We start from the raw sequence: 25,517 nt of genomic DNA, 5'->3' as shown, positions 1-25,517 counted from the left end.
GGGCGATCGCAGGTTGTAAAAAAGCGGAGTGACGTATGGACACGTCACCCCGCTTCTTCACCGAATTATTCTGCGCGCTTTTAGTGGACACACTAAAGCTGTAGCTTACAGAAAAAGGCTTTTTCGGTCCACCGCTAAAGAGCCTTAAAGGCAGAGGAATGCGACAGAACATCGCTTAGCGGGGTAAAACAGGGCTCAAGCGCGAAGCCTGGCCCTGTTTTGGATGCATCTCAACGCAGATCCAGCACATCCTGCATGTCATAAAGACCCGCCGGACGACCATCCAGCCACAACGCAGCACGTACTGCACCCTTGGCGAAAGTCATGCGACTGGAGGCCTTGTGGGTGATCTCCAGACGCTCGCCCTCAGCAGCGAACAACACCGTGTGATCGCCCACCACATCACCACCCCGGACCGTGGCGAAACCAATGGTTTCACGCTCACGAGCGCCGGTATGGCCTTCACGGCCATACACCGCGACCTTCTGCAGATCACGCCCCAGCGCATCGGCAATCACCTCGCCCATGCGCAGAGCGGTTCCCGAAGGCGCGTCGATCTTGTGCCGGTGATGCGCCTCGATGATTTCGATGTCTGCATCATCGCCCAGCACACGGGCTGCCATGTCGAGCAGCTTCAGCGACAGATTGACGCCAACGCTGAAGTTGGCGGCGAACACGATCGGAATATCCTTGCCCGCCTCGGCCAGCACCTGCTTTTCCTTGGCGCCCAAGCCCGTGGTACCGATCACCATGGCCTTGCCTGCCTTGCGGCAGAACGCCAGGTTCTTCAGCATCACTTCCGGCAGTGTGAAATCGATCAACACATCGAACTCATCGGCAACCTTTTCCAGGCTGTCGGACATCGGCACACCGATGCGCCCCAGCGATGCCAGCTCGCCAGCATCGGCACCGACCAACGAACTGCCAGGCCGCACGATCGCCGCGGTAAGCCCGGAGAGCGGCGAGCGCTGTTGCACGGCCTCCACCAGGTTCTTACCCATGCGCCCTGCGGCGCCCATTACAGCTATACGTCGCATGCTTCGCTCCTTACAGGTCGCCGAAGAAGCGCTTCACGCCTTCGAACCAGCCAGTGGTTTTCGGCGAGTGGGTATTGTCGTCCGCCAGGGAACCACGCAACTCTTCGAGCAATTCACGCTGACGACGACTCAGGTTCACCGGCGTTTCCACCGCAACCCGGCACATCAAGTCGCCAGCACCGCCACCACGCACCGGAGCCACACCCTTGCCGCGCACACGGAACTGCTTGCCGGTCTGGGTGCCCTCAGGGATCTTCAGCTTGACCCGGCCATCCAGCGTCGGGATTTCCAGCTCGCCGCCCAGCGCCGCGTCAACGAAGCTGATAGGCACTTCACAGAACAGATGCTTGCCGTCGCGCTGGAAGATCGAGTGCTCACGCACATTGATCACCACATACAGGTCGCCCGTAGGGCCGCCCTGGGTCCCCGCCTCTCCTTCGCCGGACAGACGAATGCGGTCGCCGGTATCGACACCCGCCGGCACCTTCACCGACAGCGTCTTGTACTCTTCGACGCGACCTTCGCCATGACAGGAATCGCACGGATCGGAAATGATCTTGCCCTGGCCATGGCAACGCGGGCAGGTCTGCTGCACCGAGAAGAAGCCCTGCTGCATGCGCACCTGGCCGATACCGCCACAGGTCGGACAGGTCACAGGCGAGGAGCCTTTCTTGGCGCCCGAGCCGTCGCAAGGCTTGCAGTTGACCAGCGTCGGAACGCGGATATTCACGGTGGTGCCGCGCACCGCCTCTTCCAGGTTCAGCTCCAGGGTGTAGCGCAAGTCGCTGCCACGCTGAGCCCCGCCACGGGAGCCGCCGCGACCGCCACCAAAGAAATCACTGAAGACATCGCCAAAGATGTCGGAGAAATTCTGGCCACCGAAACCGGCGCCACCGCCACCCATGCTCGGATCGACACCGGCATGACCATATTGGTCATAAGCCGCGCGCTTGCTCGAGTCAGACAATACTTCGTAGGCCTCGTTGGCCTCCTTGAACATATCTTCCGACGCTTTGTCGCCGGGATTACGGTCCGGGTGGTGCTTCATCGCCAGGCGGCGGTAAGCCTTTTTCAGGTCGGCTTCGCTCGAGCCTCGCTCCACACCCAATACTTCGTAATAGTCACGCTTTGCCATAAGTCTTCGCACTCTTAAGGACGTTCGACAACGCTCTCCTGAGCCTCGTCAAACTCGTTGAGCCCCAATACAGGCCCGGACCCAACTCACGTCAATTCAACGATCCTGGTCTTGGATAGACGACCAACAGACTGGCCGACAACTGCGGTAATCCCGAACGGAAAGCAGGAGCATTTCCGACCGTACCGCCAGCGCGCGAAAAGAGCCGCACGCCGTAAAAAATTCGCTTGCTCCAGACACGCCAACGCGGGAGCAAGCTCCCGCGCGGCGACATCCTACCAGTCACCGCACAAAGGCAGTCAACCGGCCGACCAACAAGCAGTCTTACTTGTGGTCTTTTACTTCTTCGAACTCAGCGTCGACGACGTCGTCGGCTTTCTCGGCCGATTCACCCTGCGAAGCTGCGCCTTCTGCCGGCTGAGCCTGCTCGGCGTACATCTTCTGAGCGACCGGAGCGGACACTTTCGACAGCTCTTCGACCTTCGCGTCGATAGCAGCCTTGTCGTCGCCTTTGATAGCAGCTTCAAGGGCAACCACGGCAGCTTCGATCGCAGCCTTCTCTTCAGCAGTCACTTTGTCGCCCGCATCAGCGATCATCTTGCGAGTCGAGTGAACCAGGGCATCGCCTTGGTTGCGCGCGCTGGCCAGCTCTTCGAACTTGCGGTCTTCTTCGGCGTTGACTTCAGCATCACGAACCATCTGCTGAATTTCTTCCTCGGACAGACCGGAGTTGGCCTTGATCACGATCGACTGGGTCTTGCCGGTCGCCTTGTCTTTCGCACCTACGTGCAGGATGCCGTTGGCGTCGATGTCGAAGGTCACTTCGATTTGCGGCACGCCACGTGGAGCTGGTGGAATCTCGGCCAGGTCGAACTTGCCCAGGGACTTGTTCTGCGCGGCTTGCTTACGCTCGCCCTGCAGCACGTGAATGGTCACTGCGCCCTGGTTGTCGTCGGCAGTCGAGAACACTTGCGATTTCTTGGTAGGAATCGTGGTGTTTTTCTCGATCAGCGCGGTCATCACGCCACCCATGGTTTCGATACCCAGGGTCAGCGGGCTGACGTCCAGCAGCAGTACGTCTTTCACGTCACCGGCCAGTACCGCGCCCTGGATGGCAGCACCCATGGCAACGGCTTCGTCCGGGTTCACGTCCTTGCGTGCTTCTTTACCGAAGAAATCGGTCACCAGCTTCTGCACCAGCGGCATGCGGGTCTGACCGCCAACCAGGATCACGTCGTCGATCTTGCTGACGTCGATACCAGCGTCTTTCATGGCGATGCGGCAAGGTTCGATGGTGCGCTGAACCAGGTCTTCGACCAGCGATTCCAGCTTGGCGCGGGAGATCTTCACGTTCAGGTGCTTAGGACCGGTGGCATCTGCAGTGATGTACGGCAGGTTGACGTCGGTCTGCTGGCTCGAGGACAGCTCGATCTTGGCTTTTTCAGCGGCTTCTTTCAGGCGCTGCATGGCCAGCGGGTCACCCTTGAGGTTCATGCCGCTTTCTTTCTTGAACTCGTCCACGAGGTAGTCGATCAGACGGATGTCGAAGTCTTCACCACCGAGGAAGGTGTCACCGTTGGTTGCCAGTACTTCGAACTGGTGCTCGCCATCGACTTCAGCGATTTCGATCACGGATACGTCGAAGGTACCGCCACCCAGGTCATAAACGATCACGGTGTGATCGCCCTTGGCCTTGTCCATGCCGTAAGCCAGAGCGGCCGCGGTAGGTTCGTTGATGATACGTTTTACATCCAGGCCCGCGATGCGGCCGGCGTCTTTGGTCGCCTGGCGCTGGCTGTCGTTGAAGTAGGCCGGAACGGTGATCACCGCTTCGGTCACGGCCTCGCCGAGGTAGTCTTCGGCGGTCTTCTTCATTTTCTTAAGGATTTCAGCCGAGATCTGTGGCGGAGCCATTTTCTGGCCGTTCACTTCAACCCAGGCGTCGTTGTTGTCAGCCTTGACGATCTTGTAAGGGACCATCTGGATGTCTTTCTGTACAACTTCTTCGTCGAAACGGCGACCGATCAGACGCTTCACCGCGTACAGGGTGTTGTGCGGGTTGGTCACGGCCTGACGCTTGGCCGACTGGCCAACCAGGATTTCGCCATCGTTGGCGTAAGCGATGATGGACGGCGTGGTACGCGCGCCTTCAGCGTTTTCGATAACTTTTACGTTGCCGTTTTCAAGAATGGAGACGCAGGAGTTGGTAGTCCCCAAGTCGATACCGATAATTTTGCCCATGTTAACTCTCCCGAAACTTTAGATTTTGTTGCCGCAGCAGTGGTGGCCGACTGCGGTAGCACTTAAACGCTTGACCTATAAATGGGGGCCCTGCGCGCGATTTCAAGCCTTCTCGTCAATCGAAGGCGAAACCGGTGCGGGTGCCTTGCTGACCACGACCATGGCCGGGCGCAGCAGGCGACCGTTGAGCTGATAGCCCTTCTGGAACACCTTGAGAACGCTGTTCGGCTCGACGTCAGCACTTTCCTGCATGGCCATCGCCTGGTGCTGTTCAGCGTTGAACGGTTCGCCATGCGGATCGATCGCTTCCAGCTGATAACGCTTCAGGGTGTCCTGGAACATCTTCAGGGTCAGTTCGATACCTTCACGCATCGGGCGAATGCTTTCGTCGTCCGGGCTGGACAACTCAAGACCGCGCTCGAGACTGTCGATCACTGGCAGCAGGTCGCCAGCAAAACGCTCAAGGGCGAATTTGTGAGCTTTTTCTACATCCTGCTCGGCACGGCGGCGGACGTTCTGCAGATCGGCTGCGACACGCAATGCCTGATCCTGAGCGCCAGCCAACTGCTCTTCGAGCACTTGCACACGAGCCGCCAGATCTTCGCCCGAGGCCTCGGGGGCCTGATTGGCGTCGAGATTTTGCGTATCTAGCGTCTGTTCGTCAGCCATAAAATTCTCCTTTCAATATCGTCCGCGAGCTCAACTCACGCTTCTGCCCCGGTATATGGGGTCGCATTTTCCAGGTTCAAGGGCCGCGCCCTCGGCAAAAATCATTGGGCGCTCCCTAACGCCGGCCACCAATCATTCCCGCGCGCGATAAAAAAATCCGCCAAGCAAGCGAATCAAGCTAAGGACGGGCATTGTCAGTCGAAAACAAAACACTGTATAAATAACCAGACCTAAAGCCTGGGAGCGGCCTTTATGCTGGTGCACCTGTCCGTACACAACTACGCCATCGTTGAACATCTCGATCTGGAACTGGATCGCGGGATGAGCGTCATCACGGGTGAAACCGGCGCCGGCAAATCGATCATGCTCGACGCCCTGGGGCTGACCCTGGGTGATCGCGCCGACAGTGGCGTAGTACGCCCAGGTGCCGACAAGGCCGACATTCTCGCCACCTTCGACCTGGAAGATATTCCCGAGGCCCGCGCCTGGCTCGCCGAACGCGACCTGGACAACGACAGCCCATGCATCCTGCGCCGGGTCATCACCGCCGAAGGCCGTTCCCGTGGCTACATCAATGGCTCCCCCTGCCCGCTAGGCGACCTCAAGGCTCTCGGCGAACTGCTGATCGACATCCACAGCCAGCATGAACACCAGTCGCTGCTGAAAACCGATACCCACCGCCGCCTGCTCGACGAATACGCCGGCGCCACCGACCTGGCCCGCCAGGTATCGCTGGCAGCCCAGCGCTGGCGCCAGACCCGTCAGGAACTGGAGCGCCTGTCCAATTCCGGGGACGAGCAGCGGGCTCGCCACCAGCTCCTCAGCTATCAGCTGGAGGAACTGGAGAACCTCGCCCTGGGCGAAAACGAACTCGAGCAACTGGAACTCGAACACAAGAACCTGACCAATGCCGAAAGCCTGCTGGGCATCTGCCGGCAGGTCGTCGAGCATTGCAGCGAAAGTGATTCGGGCAACGTCCTCAGCGCCCTGACAGCGAGCCTCAATCGCCTGTCGAGCATCGGCAACACCTCCGGCGCCCTGGCGGAAGCCACCAACCTGCTGGCCAGCGCGCAGATCCAGGTCGAAGAAGCCGTCGGCGAACTGAACCGCTTCGTCGACCACTTCGACGCGGACCCGGCGCGCCTGCAACAGTTGGAGGAGCGGCTGGATGCCATCTATACCCTGGCCCGCAAACACCGGATCCAGCCCACCGAGGTGGCGGCCATGCAGCAGAAGCTGCTGGAGGAAATCGAAACCCTGGATGCCAATGACGAATCCATTGAGCGCCTGGGCGATGAGCTGAAATCCTTTGCCCGGCACTATCACGAAAAAGCCAGGGAGCTGAGCGAGCTGCGCCAGCAGGCCGCAACCAGCCTGGCCAGTGCCGTCGAACAGGAAATCCAGCGCCTGGGCATGCCTGGCGGCCGCTTCACCATCGAACTGCACGCCAACAGCGGCGATGAACTGCAGCCCAACGGCCTCGAGCAGGTCGAGCTGCTGGTCAGCGCCAACCCCGGCCAGCCGCTCAAGGCCCTGGCTAAAGTCGCATCCGGGGGCGAACTGTCGCGGATCAGCCTGGCAATCCAGGTGATTACCGCGCAGACCTCTCGTGTCCCGACCCTGGTATTCGACGAAGTGGACGTCGGCATCGGCGGCCCGACCGCGGAGATCGTCGGCCAACTGCTACGTCGCCTCGGCGAGCGCGGCCAGGTATTGACGGTCACCCACCTGCCGCAGGTGGCAGCCCAGGGCCATCAACATCTTTTTGTGCACAAGGTGCGCGGCAGCGATGCGACTCACACCGCGGTTTCCAAACTGGGCAAGACCGAGCGGATCGAAGAGGTAGCACGGATGCTGGGCGGCATCGACCTGACCAAGGAGTCGCTGGCCCACGCGAAAAAAATGGTGGTTACCGCCAAGGCTTGAGTCCCTGCCACTTTAATAAAGAGCAGAAAGCACGAAGGCGACCCTTGGGTCGCCTTCGATCGTTTCGCGGACTATGTCCGCGCGACATGCTTATTTCTTCGTGCGTACGTACAGCACCAAGTTGTGATCCACCAACTCGAAGCCATGCTTCTCGACAATCGCCTTCTGAAGCTTCTCGATTTCTTCGTCGAAGAATTCGATCACCTCACCGGAATCCACGTTGACCATGTGGTCATGGTGACCGCCGTCAGCCAGTTCGAATACAGCATGACCGCCATCAAAGTTGTGGCGTACCACAAGGCCTGCTGCTTCAAACTGGGTCAGAACACGGTAAACCGTGGCCAGACCGACATCCTCGCCAGCTTCCATCAGCGCCTTGTAAACATCCTCGGCGCTCATGTGTCGCTGCTCGGCGGAATCGAGCATTTGTAGAATTTTGACCCGTGGCAGAGTCACTTTAAGGCCGGCTTTACGTAGTTCGCTATTTTCAACCATGGTCAGCTTTCTCGCGGATGCTGCTTCGCAGCTTCTCTTAATGCGGGTATGATCGGGGTTTACGTTGTCCCAGCCAAGATAGTGGAAGTCGCCCACCGATGCAAAACACCAAGCTCTTGCTAACCAGTTTCACCTTCGTGGGACTGCTCGCACTCGCCGGTTGTTCATTCCCCGGGGTTTACAAAATCGACATCCAGCAGGGCAATGTCGTCACGCAGGACATGATAGACCAGTTACGCCCGGGAATGACCCGCCGGCAAGTACGGTTTATCATGGGCAACCCTCTGTTGACCGACACGTTCCACGCCGATCGCTGGGATTATCTGTACAGCCTGCAACCAGGTGGCGGTGAACGCCAGCAGGAGCGCGTCAGCGTTATCTTCAACGGTAACGACCAACTGGTCAGCCTTTCCGGTGACTTCATGCCTGGCGTAAGCCGTGACGAAGCCATCCTGGGCAAGGACAGTGGCACCACCGTGACCGCCCCTACTGAAAACGCCGAGCAGCCAAAACCGGAAAAACCGGCCAAGCCTGGCTCTCTGCTCGATCAGATCCAGAAGGACGTCGACAACGTCGAGACCGTTCCGGTGCCAACGCCAGAACCTCTGGACACCTCGCCGCAATAATTTGTGGCGGAATAAAAAAGCCCGGCGAGTCCGGGCTTTTTGTTGCCTGTCGATTTGCTCAGGACTCTGAAGTACGAGCCCGGGCCTGCGCCGCCTTTGCCGCGCGCAGACGTCGGACCTCTTTAGGGTCAGCCAGCAGCGGGCGGTAGATTTCAATGCGGTCGTCCGCCCGAACCGGCTGCTTCCCTGGGTCCGCAACCGCTTTGCCAAAGATCCCCAGCGGACAATTGTCCAGATCCAATTCTGGAAATTGCGCGCCTATCCCACAGCCTTTCACTGCCGCACGAACAGTAGTCCCCGCTGGCACCGCAACACTGAGCAATACCTGCCGGTCGACCGCGGCATACACCACCTCGACTTCAATCATTGGCTCAAGCATGCAACTGCTTGGCCCGCTGACAAAACGCATCGACCAGGGTGTTGGCCGCCTGGTTGAACAAAGGCCCCAAGGTCGCGCGAACCAGTGGACCGGCGTAGTCGAACGACAAATCCAGGCTGATCTTGCAGGCCTTCTCACCCAGCGGTTTGAAAATCCACACGCCGTGCAACTGGTTGAACGGCCCTTCCTCCAGGTTCATCTCGATCGACTGGCCCGGCACCAAGGTATTGCGCGTCACGAAATGCTGGCTGAGCCCGCCCTTGGCAACGGCCAGGCTGGCGCGCATCTGCACCTCACTGCTCTCCAGCACCTCGGCCGACGAGCACCAGGGTAAAAACTCCGGGTAGCGCGCCACGTCGTTGACCAGGTCGTACAAAAACTGTGCCGGATAAGGCAACAGGGCCGAGCGTTGAATATGTGTCGTCATGTCAGCGTCATTTCCACAACTGGGCGGCAAACACTATAAGAATGCCGATGGGCGCCACATAGCGCATCAAAAACAGGGTCAGGGCAAAAAGCAGCGGACTGCGGATCGACAGCTCATCACGAACCGCCTCGCGCCCCATTACCCAACCCGCGAACACCACAAAGCAGAGGCCACCCAAGGGCAACATGATCCGCGAGGTGAAGAAATCGATCCCCCCGAAGAAATCCAGACCACCCGCCGCCCCCCATTGGTAGAGGTGGAAAGCCCCGCCTTCGTTCACGAAAAACTTGGCCTGCTGCCAGATATTGAAGGAGAACACCGTTCCCAATCCGACGAACCAGCAGGTAAACGCCAGCCAGAATGTCACCCAGCCGCGACGGATTCGAGTCCGCTCCACCAGGTAAGCCACCATCGGCTCCAGCAGCGAGATCGCCGAGCTCCAGGCGGCAATGGCCACCAGGACAAAAAACACCACGCCCATCAGCTGGCCGAACGCCACATTACCAAAGGCAAAAGGCAAACTGACAAACATCAGCCCCGGACCTTCACTCGGGTTCAACCCCGCGGCAAACACGATCGGGAACAGCGCCAGCCCCGCCAGCAGCGAAACGAAGGTGTCCAGCAGCGCCACGCCGACAATAGTGCCGGAAATGGACGAATGCTTCGGCATGTAAGCGCCGTAGATCATGATGGAACCGACGCCGACGCTCAGGGAAAAGAACGCATGCCCCATGGCCGGCAACAGGCCGTCGAGCAGCTTGTCGGTGCTGAAGTCGAACATGAAATGCACGCCTTCCATGAAATGCCCGGTGGTCAGGCTGTAACCCAGCAGGATCAGCAGCATCACGAACAACAGCGGCATCATGATCCGCAGGCTGCGCTCAAGCCCGGCCACCACGCCCTTGGCGATGACCGCCGCCGACAACAGCATGAACAGCGTGTGCCACAGCGTCAGCCGCCAGGGGTCGGCAATCACCGTGCCGAAATAGGCGCCGACCTGATCCGCCGTCACGCCCTGGAAATCACCACGGCCCATATCGATGATGTAGTCCAGCGACCAACCACCCACGACGCTGTAGAAGGAAAGAATCAACAAGGCCGTGATCATCCCGGCGAACGCGCCCCAGGACCACTTGGCCGAATGCCCGGCCTCCAGGGCCAGCGCCTTCAAGGCATTGGCCGGGCTTTGCCGGGCGCGACGGCCGATCAGGGTTTCCGCCAGCATCACCGGCACACCGATCAGCGCGATGCAGGCGAGAAATACCAGGACAAAGGCGCCGCCACCATAGACGCCGACCATATATGGGAATTTCCAGATACTTCCCAGGCCCACGGCAGAACCAGTCGCAGCGAGTATGAAAACCCAGCGACTGGCCCAGCCGCCGTGGACAGAAACCTTGTCCGTCGACATCAAAAACGCGCCCAACCGAGAAAAAAGAGGGCGCATTGTCCGGGATTCACTCAACCTGCTCAAGCACGCAGCTTCACCGTAGCCGACACGCGTGCAACTGCCTATAATGCCGCCCCTATGGCTAAACAGAAGAAACACCCAACAGGGACCATCGCGCAAAATAAAAAGGCGCGTCACGATTACTTCATCGAACATCGGTTCGAGGCTGGCATGGTCCTGGCCGGCTGGGAAGTAAAGAGTCTGCGTGCGGGCAAGGCACAACTGGTCGACAGTTACGTGCTGCTCAAGGACGGCGAAGCCTGGCTGCTGGGCAGCCACTTCACGCCACTGACCACCGCCAGCACCCATGTGATCGCCGACCCCGTGCGCTCGCGCAAACTGCTGCTCAACAAGCGCGAGCTGGAGAAGCTGTTCGCTGCCGTGCAGCAGAAGGGTTATGCCTGCGTGTGCCTGTCGCTCTACTGGAGCAAGCACATGGTCAAATGCGAGATCGCACTCGGCAAGGGCAAGAAGGAATACGACAAGCGTCATACCGAACGCGAGCGCGACTCCGATCGTGAGCTGCATCGCGCGGTGCGCAACAAGGGCAAGGAAGAGTAACGCCCTTCTGCCTTGATGCCATGATCGCGAGCAAGCCTGCCCTTTGTAGGAGCGAGCTTGCTCGCGATAAGACTTAGATCCCCTTGCGCCGCTCCGCCCGGGCCACGCGCTGCACTTCCTGACGCACCTCTTCCAGCACTTCCTGCACATACAGAATGTGCCGGCTGGAGACTTCGCGCGCCTGCTCGGCACGTCCTTCGATAATCGCCTGGTACAGATCGCGGTGCTGGCTGATCAGCATGTCGCGGGTTTCGGTGCGCTGCTTGTACATGCCGCCAATGTTGGTCACCACGTTGCGCTTGAGCAGATCGAACAGCCCGCGAATGGTATGCAGCAAGACAGCGTTGTGACTGGCCTCGGCAATCGCCAGGTGAAATTGCGCGTCTGCCGCACCCTCTTCCGCACGACTCACATCCCCGGCCCGGGAATAGCAATCCTGCAGCTCCTCGAAAGCCGCGGTGAGCCGTTCACGATCCACCTCGGTGGCACGCAATGCTGCGTAATAGGCGCATGAGGCTTCCAGGGTGTGACGAAACTCCAGCAAGTCACGCTGGGCTTCAGGGTTGCTTTCCAACAACTGCAGCAGCGGATCGCTGAAGGTCGAGCCCAGCGACTCCACCACATAGTTGCCGCCACCCTGGCGACTGACCAGCAAGCCCTTGGCCGTGAGTTTCTGGATCGCCTCGCGCAACGACGGTCGCGAGACACCGAACTGTTCCGCCAACGCACGCTCCGCCGGCAGGCGCTCACCGGACTTCAGCGTGCCCTCGAGGATCATCCCCTCGAGCCGCTCGACAATATCGTCAGACAAACGGCGCTGACGAATCTGATCAAACCCCATAACTCACTCTCCACGATCCCGACCGCGCGCCGGGCTCTCTATTCTGGCCTATCGGGGCTGCGCCAGCACCTATCAGAACGTATGTCGGCGAGCGGATCAGATGCCATCTGCACCACACCTTCGACAAAAGTTTTAGGGCGGCAAATTGACACACCGCTCACAAGGCTTTTACCCTAGCCAACAGCGATTGTAAATTGGTCTTACCAATTAACCAAATACGCTGACCAGTGCCTGACCAACAACAATTAGGGGCCACCCCATATGCAAACCTGGCAACAGCTTTACAGCCCGCTCGGCAGCCTCGGCCTGTCCGCCCTCGCCGCCGTCATCCCGATCGTCTTCTTCTTCCTGGCTCTGGCCGTGTTCCGCCTCAAAGGACACGTCGCCGGCAGCATCACCCTGGCGCTATCGATTCTGGTGGCGATCTTCGCCTTCCAGATGCCCGCCGACATGGCGCTTGCCGCCGCTGGCTATGGATTTGCCTACGGTCTGTGGCCCATCGCCTGGATCATCGTCGCCGCCGTGTTCCTCTACAAACTGACGGTCAAGAGCGGCCAGTTCGAGGTCATCCGCAGCTCCGTGCTGTCGATCACCGACGACCAGCGCCTGCAGGTGCTGCTGATCGGTTTCTGCTTCGGGGCCTTCCTCGAAGGTGCAGCCGGTTTCGGCGCGCCGGTCGCCATTACCGCCGCGCTGCTGGTGGGCCTGGGATTCAATCCGCTGTACGCCGCCGGCCTGTGCCTGATCGCCAACACTGCCCCGGTGGCCTTTGGCGCCCTGGGCATCCCGATCATCGTGGCTGGCCAGGTAACCGGCATCGACGCGTTCAAGATCGGCGCCATGACCGGCCGCCAGCTGCCGCTGCTGTCGCTGTTCGTGCCGTTCTGGCTGGTGTTCATGATGGACGGCCTGCGTGGCGTCAAAGAGACCTGGCCCGCGGCGCTGGTGGCCGGCCTGAGCTTTGCCGTGACCCAGTACTTCACCTCGAACTTCATCGGCCCGGAGCTGCCGGACATCACCTCGGCCCTGGCCAGCCTGGTTTCCCTGACGCTGTTCCTCAAGGTCTGGCAACCCAAGCGTTCGTTCGCCGCGGCCACCGCCAGCGTCGGCGCCGCGGCCGTGCGCAACGGCGGTTTCGGCCAGCCGCGCACCACTCAGCCTTCGCCCTACAGCTTCGGTGAAATCTTCAAGGCCTGGTCGCCATTCCTGATTCTCACCGTGCTGGTCACTATCTGGACGCTCAAGCCGTTCAAGGCGATGTTCGCCGCCGGCGGCTCGATGTACAGCTGGGTATTCAACTTCGCGATTCCGCACCTGGATCAGCTGGTGATCAAGAGCGCGCCGATCGTCGCCACCCCAACGGCGATTCCGGCGGTGTTCAAGCTCGACCCGATTTCCGCCACCGGCACAGCGATTTTCTTCTCCGCGCTGATCTCGATGCTGGTACTGAAGATCAATTTCAAAACTGGTCTGACCACTTTGAAAGAGACCTTCTACGAACTGCGCTGGCCAATCCTGTCCATCGGCATGGTGCTGGCCTTCGCCTTTGTCACCAACTACTCCGGCATGTCCTCGACCATGGCCCTGGTGCTGGCCGGCACCGGCGCGGCGTTCCCGTTCTTCTCGCCGTTCCTCGGCTGGTTGGGGGTGTTCCTGACCGGTTCGGACACTTCGTCCAACGCCCTGTTCAGCTCGCTGCAAGCCACCACCGCGCACCAGATCGGCGTCAACGACACCCTGCTGGTAGCGGCCAACACCAGCGGCGGCGTGACCGGCAAGATGATCTCGCCACAATCGATCGCCGTGGCCTGCGCCGCCACCGGCCTGGTAGGCAAGGAATCGGACCTGTTCCGCTTCACCCTCAAGCACAGCCTATTCTTTGCCACCATCGTCGGCCTGATCACCCTGGCCCAGGCCTACTGGTTCACCGGCATGCTGGTGCACTGATCGCGACACCGAAAGAACCGGCGCCGGAGCACCCACCCGGCGCCTGCAACTCACAACCCGGTCTGCAAGGCTGCTGAAAGCTTGTCTCTCTATATTCAGCAGCCGCCGCAGACGGATAACCGGGACCACCCGGAGACACGCCTGATGAGCGAGCTTTTTTACAACGCCGTGCCTAACGCGACCCGTGTCGCACCGCCCTTGGCCGAACCGCGCCAGTACCCCAGCGAGAAACCGTCGCGGGTCTACCTGTTCGGCACCTGTGTGGTCGACCTGTTCTATCCCGAAGCCGGGATGGATGCGATTCACTTGCTCGAACGCGAAGGCATTCGCGTGGAGTACCCGCAAGGGCAAAGCTGCTGCGGACAACCGGCCTACACCTCGGGTTACACCGAGCAGGCGCGCACCGTGGCCCGCTCGCAACTGGCGCTGTTCGCCGGCGACTATCCGGTGGTGGTGCCGTCGGGTTCCTGCGCGGGCATGCTGCGCGAGCACTACGCGGACTTGTTCAAGGACGAGCCGCAAACCTTGAAGCAGGTGCAGGCCCTGGCCGAACGCACCTACGAGCTGGCGGAGTTCCTGTTGCACGTATGCAAGGTGCAGTTCAAGGACAGTGGCGAGCCGATCAAGGTGGCGCTGCACACTTCCTGCTCGGCACGGCGCGAGATGAACACCCACCTGCACGGTCGTGAGCTGCTGGCACAACTGGGCAACGTGGAACGGGTAGAGCACGACCACGAAAGCGAATGCTGTGGCTTTGGCGGGACTTTCAGCGTCCGAATGCCGGACATCTCCGGCGCGATGGTCGCGGACAAGACCCGCGCGCTGAAGGAATCCGGCGCCCACCAGGTGCTGAGCGCCGACTGCGGCTGCTTGATGAACATCAACGGTTCGCTGGAGAAACAACGGGAAGCGCTGCGTGGCCAACACCTGGCCAGCTTCCTCTGGCAGCGTACCGGAGGTGCCGCATGAACGCCCCGGAGCTTATTCCGACCCTGACCGTGTCGGACGATTTTCGCACCCGGGCCCACCAGGCCCTGGGTGACCGACAACTGCGAAACAACTTTCGCAGCGCCATGGATTCCCTCATGGCCAAACGTGCGGCGTCGTTCAGCGATGCCCACGAGCGCGAACACCTGCGGGCCCTGGGCAATGCGATCAAGGCCCGTGCGTTATCCAAGCTGCCCGACCTGCTCGAGCAGCTTGAACAGAACCTGACCCGCAACGGTGTGACAGTGCACTGGGCGGAAACGGTGGACGAGGCCAATGGCATCGTCCTCTCGATCATCCGGGCTCACGAGGCGCGGCAAGTGATCAAGGGCAAATCGATGGTCAGCGAAGAGATGGAGATGAACCATGTCCTCGCTGAACAAGGCATTGAATGCCTTGAGTCGGACATGGGCGAGTTCATCGTCCAGCTCGACCACGAGAAGCCTTCACACATAATCATGCCGGCGATCCACAAGAACGCCGGTCAGGTCGCGTCCTTGTTCCACGACAAACTTGGCGTGGAGTACACCAAGGACGTTGACCAACTCATTCAGATCGGTCGCAGGGTCCTGCGGCAGAAATTCTTCGAAGCGGACATCGGCGTCTCCGGCGTCAACTTCGCCGTGGCCGAGACCGGCACCCTGCTGCTGGTGGAAAACGAAGGCAACGGCCGCATGTCGACCACGGTGCCGCCCGTGCACATCGCCGTCACCGGCATCGAGAAAGTCGTCGAGAACCTGCGCGACGTGGTGCCACTGCTGTCGCTGCTGACCCGCTCGGCGCTGGGCCAGCCGATCACCACCTACGTCAACATGATCTCCGGCCCGCGCAAGGAGCATGAGCTGGACGGCCCGCAGCAAGTGCACCTGGTGCTGCTCGACAACGGTCGCAGCCAGGCCTTCGCCGACAGCGAACTGCGCCAAACCCTGAACTGCATCCGCTGCGGCGCCTGCATGAACCATTGCCCGGTCTACACCCGCATCGGCGGCCACGCCTACGGCGAGGTCTACCCCGGCCCCATCGGCAAGATCATCACCCCGCACATGGTCGGCCTGGCCAAGGTGCCGGACCATCCGAGCGCGTCTTCGCTGTGTGGCGCCTGCGGTGAAGTGTGTCCGGTGAAGATCCCGATCCCGAGCCTGTTGCGTCGCCTGCGCGAAGAGAACGTCAAGGCTCCGGACAGCCCCCACCAGGTGATGCGCGGCCAGGGCAGCAAGTACTCGCGCAAGGAACGTTTTATCTGGAACGCCTGGGCCAGGCTCAACAGTTCGCCGACCCTGTATCGCCTGTTCAGCCTGGCGGCCACCCGCCTGCGCGCGCTGACCCCGAGCAACGTCGGCCCCTGGACGCAAAACCACAGCGCACCGAAACCCGCCGCCCGGTCCTTGCACGACCTGGCCCGCGAGCATCTGGCCAAACAGGGAGAACGTCGATGAGCGCCAAACAGAACATCCTCGGCAAGCTGCGCAGCAGCCTGACCGGCACCACGCCGATTGTGGATAACTTCGATGAGGCACTGGTCACCGAGCCTTATACCTACACACCGGAACAACGCATCCCGCAGCTGCGCAAGCAGATGGAAGCGGTGCACACCGAGATTCATCAGACCACCGCCCAGGACTGGCCGGCGCTGCTTGCCCGCCTGCTGGGCGAACGCCAGTTGCCGAGCCTGCTGATCGCACCGACCACGCCCCACGGCCAGCGCGTCAGCCAATACTGGGCCGAGCATCCCGGGCTGCCGACGTTGAAGGCCTATGATCGGCCGGTCGAGGAATGGAAAGCCGAGCTGTTCAACGACACCCCGGCCAGCCTCACCACCACCCTCGGCGCTATCGCCGCCACCGGCAGCCTGATCCTCTGGCCGACCCGCGAAGAACCGCGGCTGATGAGCCTAGTGCCACCGGTGCATTTCGCCCTGCTCAAGGCCAGCGAGATCCGCGACAACTTCTATCAGGTCCAGCAGGAATACGCCTGGGCCCAGGGCATGCCGACCAACGCGCTGCTGGTGTCCGGCCCGTCGAAGACCGCCGATATCGAGCAGGTCCTGGCCTACGGCGCCCACGGCCCGAAAGACCTGGTGGTGCTGATTCTGGAGGACCAATGAGTCTACCGGCGGCTTTTCTACGTGATGCCCAACAACTGATCCCCCAGGAGCGGCGTTTCGACGATCCGCTCTCCACCCTGGCCTTCGGCACCGATGCGAGTTTTTATCGGCTGATTCCGCAACTGGTGATCCGCGTCGAGTCCGAAGACGAAGTGGTGGCCCTGCTCAAGCTGGCCCAGCGCGACCGCGTACCGGTGACCTTCCGCGCCGCCGGCACCAGCCTGTCGGGGCAGGCCATCAGCGATTCGGTGCTGCTGGTGCTCGGCGATAACTGGAATGGCCGCGAGATCCGCGACCAGGGCCAGCAGATCCGCCTGCAACCGGGGGTGATCGGCGCCCAGGCCAACGCCTGGCTGGCGCCGTTCGGACGCAAGATCGGCCCCGATCCGGCCTCGATCAACGCCTGCAAGATCGGCGGCATCGTCGCCAACAATGCCAGTGGCATGTGCTGCGGCACCGCGCAAAACACCTACCACACCCTGGCCGGCCTGCGCCTGGTGCTGGCCGACGGCACTCGCCTGGACACCGAAGACGCCGCCAGCGTCGCGGCGTTTCGCAGCAGCCACGGCGAGCTGCTGGAACGCCTGGCCAGCCTCGGCCGCGAGACCCGCGCCAACAGTGAACTGGCGGCGAAGATCCGCCACAAGTACCGGCTGAAAAACACCACCGGCCTGTCCCTCAATGCCCTGGTGGATTTCGATGAGCCGCTGGACATCCTCAGCCACCTGCTGGTGGGCTCCGAAGGCACCCTGGGTTTTATCAGCGCGGTGACCTACGACACGGTGATCGACCACCCGCACAAAGCCTCGGCGCTGATCGTCTTCCCGGATGTGGAAACCTGCTGCAACGCGGTAACCGTACTGAAAAACCAACCGGTGTCCGCCGTGGAACTGCTGGACCGCCGCAGCCTGCGCTCGGTGCAGGACAAACCCGGGATGCCGGCCTTCGTCCAGCAACTGTCCGCCAATGCCTGCGCGCTGCTGATCGAGTCCCGCGCCGCGTCTTCCGCGCTGCTGCAGGAACAACTGGCGCAGATCATGGCGTCCCTCGCCTCCTTCCCGGTGGAGAAGCAGATCAACTTCACCGAAGACCCGAAGGAAAACGCCAAGCTCTGGGCGATCCGCAAGGACACCTTTCCCGCCGTCGGCGCGGTGCGCAAGACCGGCACCACGGTAATCATCGAAGACGTGACCTTTCCGGTGGAACAGCTGGCCATCGGCGTCAATCGCCTGATCGCGCTGTTCGACAAACACCGCTACGACGAGGCGATCCTGTTCGGCCATGCGCTGGAGGGCAACCTGCATTTCGTCTTCACCCAGGGCTTCAACAGCGCCGAGGAGGTGGCGCGCTACCAGGCCTTCATGGATGACGTGGCGCAACTGGTGGCGGTGGAATTCAGCGGCTCGCTCAAGGCCGAACACGGCACCGGGCGCAATATGGCGCCCTTCGTCGAGCTGGAATGGGGCAGCGATGCCTACCAGTTGATGTGGCAACTCAAGCGCCTGCTCGACCCCAACGGCATCCTCAACCCGGACGTGGTGCTCAGCGAAGACCCGCAGATCCACCTCAAGCACCTCAAGCCGCTGCCGGCGGCCGACGAGATTGTGGATAAGTGCATCGAGTGTGGTTTCTGCGAACCGGTGTGCCCGTCCAAGGGGCTGACCCTGAGCCCGCGCCAGCGCATTGTGATCTGGCGTGATATCCAGGCCCGCAAGCGCGCCGGCGTCGACACCACGGAACTGGAAGCGGCCTATCAGTACCAGGGCATCGACACCTGCGCCGCCACCGGCCTGTGCGCCCAGCGCTGCCCGGTGGGCATCAACACCGGCGAGCTGGTGAAGAAGCTGCGCAGCCAGCACGCCACTCACGCCAAGGCGGCCGATTGGCTCGGCTCGCACTTCGCCACCACCTTGCAAGGCGCGCGGTTCACCCTGCACGTGGCCAACGGCGCGCGGATGCTGCTGGGGGCGCCACGCCTGGCCAGGGTTTCCGCGGCGCTGACCAAACTGTCCAAGGGCCAGGTGCCGCAATGGACCAGCGCCATGCCGCAGCCAGAACGGGCCATTCGCTTCAGCCCGGCCGTCAGCGACCAGCGGCCACGGGTGGTCTACCTGGCGGCCTGTGTGTCGCGGGTCATGGGCCCGGCGGCCGGGGACAAGGAGCAAAGCTCGCTCTACGACAAGACCCGCGGCCTGCTGGAAAAAGCCGGTTACCAGGTGGTGATCCCGGACAACGTCGAAAGCCTGTGCTGCGGCCAGCCGTTCGCCTCCAAGGGCTATGCGGAACAGGCCGAGCACAAGCGCCAGGAACTGATCGGCGCCCTGCTCCACGCCAGCCGCGGCGGCCTCGACCCGATCTACTGCGACACCAGCCCCTGCACCCTGCGCCTGGTACAAGACCTGGGCGATGTGCGCCTGGACCTCTACGACCCGGTGCGCTTCATCCGTACTCACTTGATGGACAAACTCGAGTTCACCCCGCAGGAAGCGCCGGTCGCCGTGCATGTCACCTGCAGCACCCAGCACCTGGGCGAGAGCCAGGCGCTGATCGACCTGGCGCGGCGTTGCAGCAACAACGTGGTGATCCCGGAAGGCATCCATTGCTGCGGCTTCGCCGGCGATAAAGGGTTCACCACACCAGAGCTCAACGCTCATTCCCTGCGCAGCCTCAAGGACGCGGTGCAGTACTGCAGCGAGGGCATCTCCACCAGCCGCACCTGTGAAATCGGCCTGAGCCAGCATGGCGGGATCGATTATCACGGCCTGGTGTACCTTGTGGACCGGGTGACCCAGGCCAGGCAAGCCTGATCGGTATGCGCCCACTGTAGGAGCGAAGCTTGCTCGCGATGAACTGGAGAGCACTGCGGTTAGCCAGTGAGTGTGCGATACCGTTAACGACCATGGCGAGCGCCTACAGGTTTCTTGCACCTGCAGACTCAGTAGTCGCGACCCTGGGCAGAAAATAGAACCCTGGCGAACCACCGCAGTCCACCGATCAAGCTCCCGAAAACGGGAGCTTCCTGAAATCTCGGCAGTTCGTACTGATGGCCAGCAGCGCCTGGCCCTTCAGTTCAAGGAGACGCCCATGAAACGCTCTGTACTGTTAGGCCTGTTCGTCACCGCTTCGGTCCTGGCTTCCCCCAGCTTCGCCGGGAACCAGGAAGACCTGTGCCAGGTGAACCTGCAAACCATCCGTGATGCACGGACCACCATCCAGGCCGCGGACCTGCAGGCCAACATCGACGCCACCGTGCAACAAGCCCAGGCGGCTCAGGCGAAAAACACCGAGGAAGGCACCAAGGAATGCATCGCGCTGACCACCCGCGCGATCCAGAGCATCCAGAACAGCGCCAAGGGTGAAGGCGGCGGCTAACAGGCCCCGCCTTCGGGATGGCCTTGCGGGCCATTTTGGCGTAGACTGTACAAACCTGCTGGTAATGCACAGCAGGTTCGGGGCCGTTTAGGATTCGACGCCGGTTGCGAAACTTTAGGTGCATGCCGAGTTGGTAACAGAACTCGTAAATCCACTGTTGCAACTTCCTATAGTTGCCAATGACGAAACCTACGGGGAATACGCTCTCGCTGCGTAAGCGGCGCTAGCCTTCCTTCTGGTACCTTCGGGTCCAGCAATCATCAGGGGATGTCTGTAAACCCGAAATGATTGTCATACAGAACAGAATCGCCGTGCAGTACGTTGTGGACGAAGCGGCTAAAACTTACACAACTCGCCCAAAGCACCCTGCCCGTCGGGTCGCTGAGGGTTAACTCAATAGACACGGCTACGCATGTAGTACCGACAGCGGAGTACTGGCGGACGGGGGTTCAAATCCCCCGGCTCCACCAAACAAGCAGTACAAATCAGGCACTTAGCGATTATCGCAAGTGCCTTTTTTGTGTCTGATAGGGCTGTTTTGCTCGCTTAAGCCAGCTTAAGGACGGTATTTGTAGTGACTTGTGATCACTGGCAGCCAGACATCGAGGCGACAAGAACCCGCTCGTAGCCGTCGCTCCGGCAGCAGAGCCCTCACCTTCAGTTCCAGATTATCGATCCTCTTGAAGCTCTCGGTAGAACCGTCGGTAGCCTGCACGGCATTTGTGCAGGCGCATCTACCCGAACAGTCTGTGCTTCAGACTCGCAGGTGCGCTCGCCCCCTTCAACAGAAAGGTCACCATTAGCACCTGCCCGTTTATCCAAGACCCGCACTTTTTCGCAAGTCCTGCAAACCGCCCTAGCTTGCCACTCTAAGAGGTCGACAATAAGACGCTAGCACTATCCCAAGCTGTCTTCGCTCGTCGACGAGACAGACGAGGGGTTGATCGAGGTAAACCCGTTTGTGGACTGAAACTACTCGTTCAAGGCCCCCCAACCAAGGAGCATTACATCGGTCCATTCAACCCCAAAACCAGCAGGCAATGTTGGACAGCTGACGGGCCGATCAGGAAAACGATGTGGGTGCTGCTGAGGAAGAAAGCTGGTGCAAAGAACCGGCGCCCGTACCAAACACGGCACATCCATGCCTCAATTCTTCTACCCGCTGGCGAACACTCGATATGGGTGGCCAAGTAAATGGGTCGTACGGATTGAACCATGATTGCACGAAAATATGGCAAATGGACACCATATACGGATAAGCTAGCTTGGACTAAGGCGAAGCCCGTCTTCACCGCTAGCCCATGACAACAGCTCGTTGCGAAGGGCTTCCGAATGACAGAATCATGGATTGAAAACATGTCAACTGTGCAAGAAATCAGCATCCATCTCGACGGTACCAGCAATGCGCTAAAAACCAAACGCTTCAGAGTTCCAGCATATCAACGCTCGTACGCTTGGGAAGTTGAGCATGTTGAAGCGCTAGTAATGGATGTTAATGACGCAATCAAATCCAAAGAGCGAGAATATTTTCTCGGCTCGATTGTTGCTACAGGGCCAATAAACAGAAGATTTGAAGTTGTAGATGGCCAGCAACGGCTTACTACCGTTAGCCTCCTGATAGCCGCAATTAGAGATAGATTTCGCTCTGACGGCGATTTAGAGGCTGAAACTTCAATTCGCAATGACTTCCTGGCAAGCGTAGATAGAAAGACAAAAGAACGCGAGCCCCGCTTGATCTTAAACGAAGTCGACGATGAGCTCTACCAAGAGTTGATCGATGACCGTAGTACTATCGATCTGAAAAAATATCAAAGACAGTCGCATAAAAGACTACTAAAAGCATCAAACTATTTAACAGACTTCGTTGATAAGCTGTGCCAAGAGGCTCATGACTCAGAAGAAACCTTACATGAATGGCTGGACTATTTAGAAACAAACTTAAAAATTATTCTCGTGCAAGCCCCAGATGATAGTAATGCGTTCGTGATTTTTGAGACGCTCAACGACCGTGGCTTAGAGCTAGCAATCTCCGACCTATTGAAAAACTATTTATTCCACCGATCTGGCGATAAAATCTCCGACACCAAAGACCGATGGTTAACTATGGTCGCCACATTGGAAAGTGCTTCGGATGACCCTCTCGTCGTAACTTACCTACGACACTTTGCCATGTCAAAATATGGACTGATTCGGGAAAAAGAACTATTCGGAGTAATTAAAAGAAAAATCACAAGTAAGAAACTCGCCCTTAGCTTTTCAACCGAACTTTGCAATGCAGCCCGAAACTATGCTGCACTTTTAAATACAGATCATGAACTTTGGCGAGCTCAGCAGAACACTAAGGAATCTGTAGCAGCATTCAATATTCTTGGAATGACACAGGTTCGCCCACTCCTTTTAGCAGTAATGGAAAAATTTTCCATGCAGAAGATTGGGGAAGCTTTCAAGAAACTTGTTGCTGTTGCAGTACGGTACCAAATTGTTGGGGGTACCGGCAGCGGCACCCTCGAACGAGTTTACGGCGATGCAGCTAAGGGAGTGACTGAAGGAAAGCTCACAACCATCAAGGAGATCATCGCAGCTTTTTCTAACTTGCCTTCCGACGCGACCTTTGAGCAGGCCTTCTCAATAGCATCAATCTCGAAGCCCACACTAGCAAGGTATTACCTTAGAACGCTGGAGTTAGGCCTGCCAGGCTCAACTGGAGAGTTGGTGCCAAATGAGGATGTCCAAAAGGTGAACCTTGAACATATTCTGCCCCAGACGCCTTCATCGGAATGGCTAGCTGATTGGGACTCTGAAGATGCGCGGGCGTATCAGAAACGACTTGGAAACCTAGCCATAATGTCCTCTAAAGCCAATAGCACTTTCGGCAATGACGGTTTCGATGAAAAGCGAGAGGTTTTCCGTGGCTCGCCCTTCAAGCTCACCAGCCAAGTCGCCGATATTGATCAATGGGATATGGGCGCGGTTGAGCATCGCCAGCGAAACATGGCGAAAATTGCAGTCAAGGTTTGGACACTTAAATGACTGCTCTATGACAGTTTCTTGCCTAAAACTTTTGTAAACAGGGCATTAGACGGGAGTTCAAATCCCCCGCCCCACCAAACGAAACCCGCCTTGTGCGGGCTTTGTTGTTTCTGCCCTCAGGGCTCCGCCACCATTACCAACCTCCCCCTTCCCGCAATCACAGACCGAGCGTTCGTTCCCCTGGAGCTGCGTTAAGTCTCTTTCTATTGTGCGAACTTTCCTAGAAACTCCTAGCCGCTTGCGCCTGGCGTACCCGCTGGCTAGCCTCGTTCTGTCACTGCACATTCAGTGACCGGGTTTAGCAGCTCGCAATCGATTAGGCGCACAGCGCCGTCATCTACGTGGCGTTTTTTTGGGCTCCGTTTTATGGCGGCCGTGCGCAGGGCATCTTCGGGTGCGCCGGGTTCCTAATCGACCGGTACTGCTAACCTGCGAACGGCCGCCACCCTATCGTTTAGCAGCGACGGTGAAGGCTCCTACCCTCGATTAGGAGTTACGCCATGAAAAAGCTCGTCCCCGATCCTCCCCGTAGTGCTACCCACCGCGTCAGAAACCTCGAACACGATCTGGCCAATCAGCACATCCGGCAGAAGCTTTCAGTTCAGCCTGCTGATGTGTCTCTGATTCAGTCGCTCAAAAAAACCGTCAGTATCCCGGTGAGTCGCGACTCCTTGTTCTCGGTTCGGGAAGGCATCAACGCCGAAGAAGCACTGCTCCATGTCTCCCTGCTGCTGAAAAGCGCCGAGGAGGTTTCCGATGAAATCACTGAGCGGGGCAGTGGCATCGAGCGCGGTTTGATCTGGTCTATGGTGCATTCGGTGGAGATGGCGCGGGCCGTGGTGGATGCCTTGCTCGATGGCAGTCGCCACACGCCATCGCTGAAATAGAACGCCCCGCGAACGCACGGCGCGGCAGCATGACCTGCCGCGCTGTTCCTTAATGACAAACCTGCGCATGTGGAAAACAGACACGGCCTGAACGGGCCTGGAATGCTGGCCGCATTCGAATTCAACGCCCCCGCCAAACACTCAAAACAGCACCTCCAACTCCACCCCCTCCGCCATCGCCCTATTCCCCGCATCCCCCGGATGCAAGTGATCGCCCGAATCGATCAACGGCAACAACCGGGTCGGATGCTGCGGATCACGAGTCATCCGATCAAAATCAATCACCGCATCGAATGCCTGGCTGCTGCGAATCCATTGGTTGAGCGCCTGGCGCAGTTGTTCCTTTTGCGGGCTGTGGTAGTGCTCGATGATGCTGCCTTCCAGGGCGCCTTCGAAGGGCAGCAGTGTGGTGCCGATGATGCGCAGGTTGTGGCGGTGCGCCTGGTCGATCAGTTGTCGATAACCGGCGATCAGCTTGTCCAGTGCAGGCAAGGATGCGTTGGGCGCGAAGGCGGTGCCGGGCCAGCTGATGTCGTTGATCCCCAGCATCAGCACCACGCTTTTCACCCCGGGTTTGCTCAGCACGTCGCGCTCGAAACGTGCCCGTGCGCTGGCGCCCATGCCATCTTCGAGCAGGCGCGCGCCGGATATGCCGCCGTTGAGCACGGCGATGTTTTTGGCGGCCAGGCGCTGGGCGAGGAAGTCCGGCCAGCGGCGGTTGCTGTCCAGGGTCGAGCCGTTGCCGTCGGTAATGGAGTCGCCGAGCACCACCAGCGCCCGGCTGTCGAGCGGGGCGTCCACCAGGATGTCACTGAGGAACAGCCGCGCCTCCACCTGTTCCTTGCCTTCCAGCCGCTGCGCATTGACCTGGTTGCCCGGGGCGATAAACGCGGTTTGCTTGCCGTCCCAGTGGAAGGTGGTCAACGGCGTGGGCTGTGGCAGGTACAGCGAGACCCGCAGCTCACCGAGGGCCGGCACCGCCAGCGCCACCGGGTCGCTGGTGCGGGTTGCGCCCGGCGCGATGCTGACCTGTTCCTTGCCACCAAACGTCAGGATGTGCCCGGAACCTGCACGAACAGACTCGCCCTCCTCCACAGCCGCGACCCGCGCCGCACCGATCAGCAGCGGCTGCTGGCCGTATTCGTTGGAAACCACTACCCGTACCCGGCTGCCACCGACGCTGACGCGCAGCTTCTGCTGGACGGTGCTGTCGGCCAGGGTTGCGGGAATCCGCGTGGGCAGCGGCAGCTCGTTGCCCCAGGTCGGTTGTGGGCTGGCCATCCAGGTGGTGAGCCAGTTGTCCTGGGCCAGGGCAGGACCTGCGGCAAGCAGGGCCGTGACTATCAGCGGCAGGGAAAATCTTGAGTGCAGGGCTTTCATCCGGGTAGCTCCTTGAGGCCATA

The 25,517-nt window shown here is 60.0% G+C and carries 21 protein-coding genes and 1 other RNA gene; 12 read left to right on the top strand and 10 right to left on the bottom strand.

Features of this window, described 5'->3' with window-relative positions:
- Positions 1–230 precede the first annotated feature (230 nt).
- The 4 genes from dapB to grpE form a co-directional block, all read right to left on the bottom strand.
- Positions 231–1,037, bottom strand: coding sequence for a 4-hydroxy-tetrahydrodipicolinate reductase (dapB, locus tag PMI20_RS07385; RefSeq protein ID WP_007920855.1), 807 nt, complete (start codon positions 1,035–1,037; stop codon positions 231–233).
- 10 nt (positions 1,038–1,047) lie between these two features.
- Entirely contained in the window at positions 1,048–2,172 is a 1,125-nt protein-coding gene (gene dnaJ / locus PMI20_RS07380; protein ID WP_007920853.1) for a molecular chaperone DnaJ, read from the bottom strand.
- 324 nt (positions 2,173–2,496) lie between these two features.
- Positions 2,497–4,413, bottom strand: coding sequence for a molecular chaperone DnaK (gene dnaK, locus PMI20_RS07375; RefSeq protein ID WP_007920851.1), 1,917 nt, complete (start codon positions 4,411–4,413; stop codon positions 2,497–2,499).
- A gap of 102 nt (positions 4,414–4,515) precedes the next feature.
- Entirely contained in the window at positions 4,516–5,082 is a 567-nt protein-coding gene (gene grpE, locus PMI20_RS07370) for a nucleotide exchange factor GrpE (protein ID WP_007920848.1), read from the bottom strand.
- Between the two features lie 252 nt (positions 5,083–5,334).
- Here grpE and recN point away from each other — a divergent pair, with 252 nt between their 5' ends.
- Complete coding sequence (gene recN, locus PMI20_RS07365) at positions 5,335–7,008, top strand: DNA repair protein RecN (protein ID WP_007920841.1); 1,674 nt, start codon at positions 5,335–5,337, stop codon at positions 7,006–7,008.
- Positions 7,009–7,098: 90 nt separating this feature from the next.
- Here recN and fur read toward each other — a convergent pair whose 3' ends face one another.
- Positions 7,099–7,503, bottom strand: coding sequence for a ferric iron uptake transcriptional regulator (fur, locus tag PMI20_RS07360; protein WP_007920840.1), 405 nt, complete (start codon positions 7,501–7,503; stop codon positions 7,099–7,101).
- Positions 7,504–7,601: 98 nt separating this feature from the next.
- Here fur and PMI20_RS07355 point away from each other — a divergent pair, with 98 nt between their 5' ends.
- Positions 7,602–8,129, top strand: coding sequence for an outer membrane protein assembly factor BamE (locus tag PMI20_RS07355; RefSeq protein WP_007920839.1), 528 nt, complete (start codon positions 7,602–7,604; stop codon positions 8,127–8,129).
- Positions 8,130–8,187: 58 nt separating this feature from the next.
- Here the strand turns inward: PMI20_RS07355 and PMI20_RS07350 are convergent, their stop codons facing one another.
- From PMI20_RS07350 to PMI20_RS07340, 3 genes are read right to left on the bottom strand one after another with little or no spacing between them, the layout of a single operon-like run.
- Positions 8,188–8,496, bottom strand: coding sequence for an RnfH family protein (locus tag PMI20_RS07350; protein ID WP_037033617.1), 309 nt, complete (start codon positions 8,494–8,496; stop codon positions 8,188–8,190).
- Positions 8,497–8,500: 4 nt separating this feature from the next.
- Positions 8,501–8,935, bottom strand: coding sequence for a type II toxin-antitoxin system RatA family toxin (locus tag PMI20_RS07345; RefSeq protein ID WP_007920838.1), 435 nt, complete (start codon positions 8,933–8,935; stop codon positions 8,501–8,503).
- A gap of 7 nt (positions 8,936–8,942) precedes the next feature.
- Positions 8,943–10,346, bottom strand: coding sequence for a sodium-dependent transporter (locus PMI20_RS07340; RefSeq protein ID WP_037033615.1), 1,404 nt, complete (start codon positions 10,344–10,346; stop codon positions 8,943–8,945).
- Positions 10,347–10,463: 117 nt separating this feature from the next.
- Between PMI20_RS07340 and smpB the strand changes: the two genes are divergently transcribed.
- Complete coding sequence (smpB, locus tag PMI20_RS07335; protein WP_009042112.1) at positions 10,464–10,946, top strand: SsrA-binding protein SmpB; 483 nt, start codon at positions 10,464–10,466, stop codon at positions 10,944–10,946.
- A 73-nt stretch (positions 10,947–11,019) separates the two neighbouring features.
- Here smpB and PMI20_RS07330 read toward each other — a convergent pair whose 3' ends face one another.
- Positions 11,020–11,787, bottom strand: coding sequence for an FCD domain-containing protein (locus PMI20_RS07330; protein WP_007920835.1), 768 nt, complete (start codon positions 11,785–11,787; stop codon positions 11,020–11,022).
- Positions 11,788–12,048: 261 nt separating this feature from the next.
- Between PMI20_RS07330 and PMI20_RS07325 the strand changes: the two genes are divergently transcribed.
- The 9 genes from PMI20_RS07325 (at position 12,049) to PMI20_RS07285 (ending at position 24,114) form a co-directional block, all read left to right on the top strand.
- Positions 12,049–13,734 carry a lactate permease LctP family transporter gene (locus PMI20_RS07325; RefSeq protein ID WP_007920833.1) on the top strand — a complete coding sequence of 562 codons (1,686 nt, stop codon included), beginning with the start codon at positions 12,049–12,051 and terminating at the stop codon, positions 13,732–13,734.
- A 144-nt stretch (positions 13,735–13,878) separates the two neighbouring features.
- Entirely contained in the window at positions 13,879–14,703 is an 825-nt protein-coding gene (locus tag PMI20_RS07320) for a (Fe-S)-binding protein (RefSeq protein ID WP_007920831.1), read from the top strand.
- Positions 14,700–16,157 carry a LutB/LldF family L-lactate oxidation iron-sulfur protein gene (locus tag PMI20_RS07315; protein ID WP_007920830.1) on the top strand — a complete coding sequence of 486 codons (1,458 nt, stop codon included), beginning with the start codon at positions 14,700–14,702 and terminating at the stop codon, positions 16,155–16,157. Before PMI20_RS07320 ends, PMI20_RS07315 begins: the two co-directional genes overlap by 4 nt.
- Positions 16,154–16,825, top strand: a complete 672-nt coding sequence (locus PMI20_RS07310) for a LutC/YkgG family protein (protein ID WP_007920829.1) — start codon at positions 16,154–16,156, stop codon at positions 16,823–16,825. The genes PMI20_RS07315 and PMI20_RS07310 overlap by 4 nt, the downstream gene beginning before the upstream one ends.
- Complete coding sequence (locus PMI20_RS07305) at positions 16,822–19,632, top strand: FAD-binding and (Fe-S)-binding domain-containing protein (RefSeq protein WP_007920828.1); 2,811 nt, start codon at positions 16,822–16,824, stop codon at positions 19,630–19,632. The genes PMI20_RS07310 and PMI20_RS07305 overlap by 4 nt, the downstream gene beginning before the upstream one ends.
- Before the next feature lie 277 nt (positions 19,633–19,909).
- Positions 19,910–20,197 (top strand): PA2433 domain-containing protein, encoded by a 288-nt coding sequence (locus PMI20_RS07300; protein ID WP_007920821.1) that lies wholly within the window; start codon positions 19,910–19,912, stop codon positions 20,195–20,197.
- A gap of 79 nt (positions 20,198–20,276) precedes the next feature.
- Positions 20,277–20,667: a transfer-messenger RNA gene (gene ssrA / locus PMI20_RS07295) on the top strand.
- A gap of 886 nt (positions 20,668–21,553) precedes the next feature.
- Positions 21,554–23,227, top strand: coding sequence for a DUF262 domain-containing protein (locus PMI20_RS07290; protein WP_007920820.1), 1,674 nt, complete (start codon positions 21,554–21,556; stop codon positions 23,225–23,227).
- Positions 23,228–23,727: 500 nt separating this feature from the next.
- Positions 23,728–24,114 carry a DUF6124 family protein gene (locus tag PMI20_RS07285; protein ID WP_007920819.1) on the top strand — a complete coding sequence of 129 codons (387 nt, stop codon included), beginning with the start codon at positions 23,728–23,730 and terminating at the stop codon, positions 24,112–24,114.
- A 141-nt stretch (positions 24,115–24,255) separates the two neighbouring features.
- Here the strand turns inward: PMI20_RS07285 and PMI20_RS07280 are convergent, their stop codons facing one another.
- Positions 24,256–25,494 carry an SGNH/GDSL hydrolase family protein gene (locus PMI20_RS07280; RefSeq protein WP_007920818.1) on the bottom strand — a complete coding sequence of 413 codons (1,239 nt, stop codon included), beginning with the start codon at positions 25,492–25,494 and terminating at the stop codon, positions 24,256–24,258.
- Between the last annotated feature and the right edge of the window lie 23 nt (positions 25,495–25,517).

The organism is Pseudomonas sp. GM17 (assembly GCF_000282175.2).
In the GTDB taxonomy this organism is placed as follows: Bacteria; Pseudomonadota; Gammaproteobacteria; order Pseudomonadales; family Pseudomonadaceae; genus Aquipseudomonas; species Aquipseudomonas chlororaphis.
This window is presented reverse-complemented; position numbering and strand designations above follow the sequence as displayed.

Excerpts from the sequence above, each read along its gene's own strand:
- dapB (WP_007920855.1), bottom strand. The coding sequence starts at position 1,037 with ATGCGACGTATAGCTGTAATGGGCGCCGCAGGGCGCATGGGTAAGAAC.
- dnaJ (WP_007920853.1), bottom strand. The coding sequence starts at position 2,172 with ATGGCAAAGCGTGACTATTACGAAGTATTGGGTGTGGAGCGAGGCTCG.
- dnaK (WP_007920851.1), bottom strand. The coding sequence starts at position 4,413 with ATGGGCAAAATTATCGGTATCGACTTGGGGACTACCAACTCCTGCGTC.
- grpE (WP_007920848.1), bottom strand. The coding sequence starts at position 5,082 with ATGGCTGACGAACAGACGCTAGATACGCAAAATCTCGACGCCAATCAG.
- recN (WP_007920841.1), top strand. The coding sequence starts at position 5,335 with ATGCTGGTGCACCTGTCCGTACACAACTACGCCATCGTTGAACATCTC.
- fur (WP_007920840.1), bottom strand. The coding sequence starts at position 7,503 with ATGGTTGAAAATAGCGAACTACGTAAAGCCGGCCTTAAAGTGACTCTG.
- PMI20_RS07355 (WP_007920839.1), top strand. The coding sequence starts at position 7,602 with ATGCAAAACACCAAGCTCTTGCTAACCAGTTTCACCTTCGTGGGACTG.
- PMI20_RS07350 (WP_037033617.1), bottom strand. The coding sequence starts at position 8,496 with ATGATTGAAGTCGAGGTGGTGTATGCCGCGGTCGACCGGCAGGTATTG.
- PMI20_RS07345 (WP_007920838.1), bottom strand. The coding sequence starts at position 8,935 with ATGACGACACATATTCAACGCTCGGCCCTGTTGCCTTATCCGGCACAG.
- PMI20_RS07340 (WP_037033615.1), bottom strand. The coding sequence starts at position 10,346 with ATGTCGACGGACAAGGTTTCTGTCCACGGCGGCTGGGCCAGTCGCTGG.
- smpB (WP_009042112.1), top strand. The coding sequence starts at position 10,464 with ATGGCTAAACAGAAGAAACACCCAACAGGGACCATCGCGCAAAATAAA.
- PMI20_RS07330 (WP_007920835.1), bottom strand. The coding sequence starts at position 11,787 with ATGGGGTTTGATCAGATTCGTCAGCGCCGTTTGTCTGACGATATTGTC.
- PMI20_RS07325 (WP_007920833.1), top strand. The coding sequence starts at position 12,049 with ATGCAAACCTGGCAACAGCTTTACAGCCCGCTCGGCAGCCTCGGCCTG.
- PMI20_RS07320 (WP_007920831.1), top strand. The coding sequence starts at position 13,879 with ATGAGCGAGCTTTTTTACAACGCCGTGCCTAACGCGACCCGTGTCGCA.
- PMI20_RS07315 (WP_007920830.1), top strand. The coding sequence starts at position 14,700 with ATGAACGCCCCGGAGCTTATTCCGACCCTGACCGTGTCGGACGATTTT.
- PMI20_RS07310 (WP_007920829.1), top strand. The coding sequence starts at position 16,154 with ATGAGCGCCAAACAGAACATCCTCGGCAAGCTGCGCAGCAGCCTGACC.
- PMI20_RS07305 (WP_007920828.1), top strand. The coding sequence starts at position 16,822 with ATGAGTCTACCGGCGGCTTTTCTACGTGATGCCCAACAACTGATCCCC.
- PMI20_RS07300 (WP_007920821.1), top strand. The coding sequence starts at position 19,910 with ATGAAACGCTCTGTACTGTTAGGCCTGTTCGTCACCGCTTCGGTCCTG.
- PMI20_RS07290 (WP_007920820.1), top strand. The coding sequence starts at position 21,554 with ATGTCAACTGTGCAAGAAATCAGCATCCATCTCGACGGTACCAGCAAT.
- PMI20_RS07285 (WP_007920819.1), top strand. The coding sequence starts at position 23,728 with ATGAAAAAGCTCGTCCCCGATCCTCCCCGTAGTGCTACCCACCGCGTC.
- PMI20_RS07280 (WP_007920818.1), bottom strand. The coding sequence starts at position 25,494 with ATGAAAGCCCTGCACTCAAGATTTTCCCTGCCGCTGATAGTCACGGCC.